The following is a 3,406-nucleotide window of genomic DNA, read 5'->3' on the forward strand; positions in this document are numbered from 1 at the left end:
AAACATAACCGAAAAGGATATCAAATGAAAAAGCTATACCTTTTAGATAGAAATATTGTAGATTTAATTGACAAACACAACAGAAAAGCAACTATCCCTGACTTAAAAAGAATTAACAAATTAAACAGACTAAAAGAATTAGATGTTAAGGAAAGTGTGTTTTCTCCATTACTATCAATAATTGAAGGGAAAATAAAAAGACAACAAGTTAGTGATGGAACATATATTAGCATAAAACAGTCTACTGAAGAACTAGTAGAACAGATAAATTCAGAAACTACCATTATCGATACATTCATAAATCATGGAGAGTCAGACTCACGATTTCTAAGAACTTACTCTCATCATTTAGCGAAAATCTTGAGTGATGGAGAAGGTGATAAACTTATTAAACAAAAAGAAGCATACCTTACACTTCTAAAAGAAAAAGTTGGTAAACTGCGAAAAACTACCGAGCGATTGAAAAGTTACGAATCATTTAAAGAAATCTCTAATGATTATGATTTATTTAAACATCAACCCTTCACACTATTCACACTAATGTATATCTTTGGAAGCAAACGTTCATCTAAAATGTTGAAGTTCAACGATCCTAAATTTGTTGCATATAATACCATCGCTGACTTCAACCATATAAAAACATTGAATATGTTGTTATACACGATGCCTCTTATGGGAAATATTTCAATCAACTTTGAAACACTTGACTCAGATATACAATTTATAAATGATGCCATATCATTCCAAAACTCTTATTATTCCAATAGCGAATCTGACACTGATAATACTCTTTCAACGATGTGGTTTCCAAAAGCAACAGTTATCGATGATGAGATTCCCTCCACTAAAGATGATATCGATAACAAAGAATTATTTTATAGATGTTATAAAGATTTTTATGGCTATGACCTGAGAAACTAAACATCACTATGGCACAGAAACTGTAACTGTGGCGGCAAAGTGGCGACAGAGTATTAAAAGCATGTCAAATCAGTAAATACAATACAAAACTAACTCGCTGTTTTAAAACACAAAACATTGATTTCATTTCTGTAAGAATGGTATGTAGAAATTTCGGACGCGGGTTCAACTCCCGCCAGCCCAAAATTCTCCATCGGTGATTACCAGAGTCATCTGATGAAGTCCTAAGAGCCCGCACGGCGCAAGCCCTGCGGGCTTTTTTGTGCCTGTAATCGTCCGAGACGATCCGCCTGAATTAAGTAAAAATGGGTACACGTTTAGGTACACTCCATACTGTGGTCCAATAAGCGTGCACCAATTATGGAAGGGTTCCAGATATGGCGCGCATTACACGCCCCCTCACTAATAACGAAATACTCAAAGCGAAACCCCGCGAAAAAGACTTCACCCTGCATGATGGCGATGGTCTGTTCTTGCTCGTCAAAACCTCCGGTAAAAAACTCTGGCGCTTCCGTTATCAACGACCGGGAAGCAGCAGCCGCACAAATTTGAGTCTCGGCTCATACCCTGCCCTTACACTCTCAGCAGCTCGTCAGATACGCGACCAGCACTGAACCACGCTCGCGCAAGGCATGGATCCACAACATCAACAGGAATAAGCGTCAGAACAACGCCAGATTGAGTTAGACAGCATTTTCTCAACAGTGGCTGCTAACTGGTTCCGGATTAAATGCAGAAGTATCACAGAGGATTATGCAAAGGATATTTGGCGTTCTTTGGATAAAGACGTGTTCCCGGCAATCGGTGCGATACCAGTTAAGGAGATTAAGGCCAGAACGATTGTTGAAGCATTGGAGCCAATCAAAGGGCGTGGTGCATTAGAGACGGTTCGCCGCATAGTACAACGTATTAACGAAATCATGATCTACGCCGTCAACACTGGCCTGATTGATGCGAATCCAGCATCATGTGTCGGAATGGCATTCGAGAAACCGAAAAAGCAGAACATGCCAACGCTTCGACCAGAAGAATTGCCAAAACTCATGCGCTCTTTGGTGATGTCAAATCTCTCAGTTTCGACTCGCTGCCTGATTGAATAGCAGCTCCTGACGCTAGTGCGCCCATCTGAGGCTTCTGGCGCTCGTTGGGAAGAGATCGACCTCGATGCCAAACTCTGGACTATCCCAGCAGATCGGATGAAGGCGAAGCGTGAACACATCGTACCTCTATCTCCTCAGGCATTAGAGATTCTGGAAGTAATGAAGCCAATCAGTGCTCACCGAGAATATGTTTTCCCGAGCAGGAATGATCCAAAGCTAGCGATGAATAGCCAAACAGCCAATGCCGCGTTGAAACGTATAGGTTATGGTGGAAAACTTGTTGCTCATGGTCTGCGATCTATCGCAAGTGCTGCGATGAATGAAATTGGTTTCAATGCCGATTTTATTAAGGCTGCTTTAGCACATAGCGATAAAAATGAGGTTAGGCGTGCATATAATCGCTCAATATATTTAGACAAACGTATTGAATTAATGAATTGGTGGGGATGTTTGTTCACAAGTCATAATCTAAAGACACCAAAACCACTGTTTAAATAAACATGGTTTTATTACCAGTTTTTTTTGTTTTGAATAAATATTATCTTTAGCTCCTTACCAGCCAAGCACTTAGTAAAAGTCATGAAAAAACTCTTACTATAAACAATGGAATTGCGGGGAATACAATGGATTTTGATATTCTTATTGATCAAAGCCTTTCATCTTTTGTTACCGGAGGCCAGCCAAGCCAAATATCAAATAACAGCCTCCTTTCTATTGTTAATGATTTCGAAGATGGTAGCTGGCGATATCAAAAATTTCACAGGTTCATATGGGATAATATTTTACAAACAGCTCTTTCAAATCAAGAAAGAGAAGCGCTGATTGATGGACCATTCACCTCACTGGCTCTTGCATCAAAAAACCTCAGACTTACTGATAGCGATCAAGACATAAGCAAAGGGAGTGAACTTGCGGAAATTTTTTTGTATGGGATAATGCGACATCACTTCAAAGCATTACCAGTCGTACCTAAAATATTCTATAAACAAAATAGTCAGGATAACGCAAAAGGCGCTGATAGTGTACATGTAGTCATCATAGATAATAATAACTTCTCACTATGGTTTGGTGAGGCTAAATTCTACAACAGCATCGAAGATGGTCGTTTCGACTCTATAATAACTTCTGTAAAAAATTCAATTTCAACAGAAAAGCTAAGAAAAGAGAACAGTATAATATTAAACACACAAGATCTATATGAATTAGTAAAAGACGAAACATTAAAGCTTAAAATCTCTAATTCCTTATCCTCTAATAACTCAATGGATAATATCAAGCCTTTACTCAACATACCAATCTTCATTTTGCATGAATGTCCTATAACAGAAAATTCAAACAGTTTATCTGACAGTTATAAATCTTCCATAATTGAATTGCACAAAGAG

Annotated in this window: 2 protein-coding genes and 1 pseudogene; all 3 read left to right on the top strand. The window is 38.5% G+C overall.

Annotation, left to right across the window (positions count from 1 at the left end; all coding sequences use genetic code 11):
• A partial coding sequence (locus USF70_RS21670) for a hypothetical protein (protein WP_320736004.1) occupies positions 1–921 on the top strand: 921 nt, incomplete at its 5' end.
• Between the two features lie 377 nt (positions 922–1,298).
• Positions 1,299–2,519 (top strand): annotated as a pseudogene (locus USF70_RS21675) (integrase domain-containing protein).
• Positions 2,520–2,644: 125 nt separating this feature from the next.
• On the top strand, positions 2,645–3,406 hold a 762-nt coding region (locus USF70_RS21680; protein WP_320736005.1), incomplete at its 3' end, for a DUF1837 domain-containing protein.

Source organism: Enterobacter sp. 237C8 (assembly GCF_034106865.1).
Lineage (GTDB): Bacteria > Pseudomonadota > Gammaproteobacteria > Enterobacterales > Enterobacteriaceae > Enterobacter > Enterobacter asburiae_B.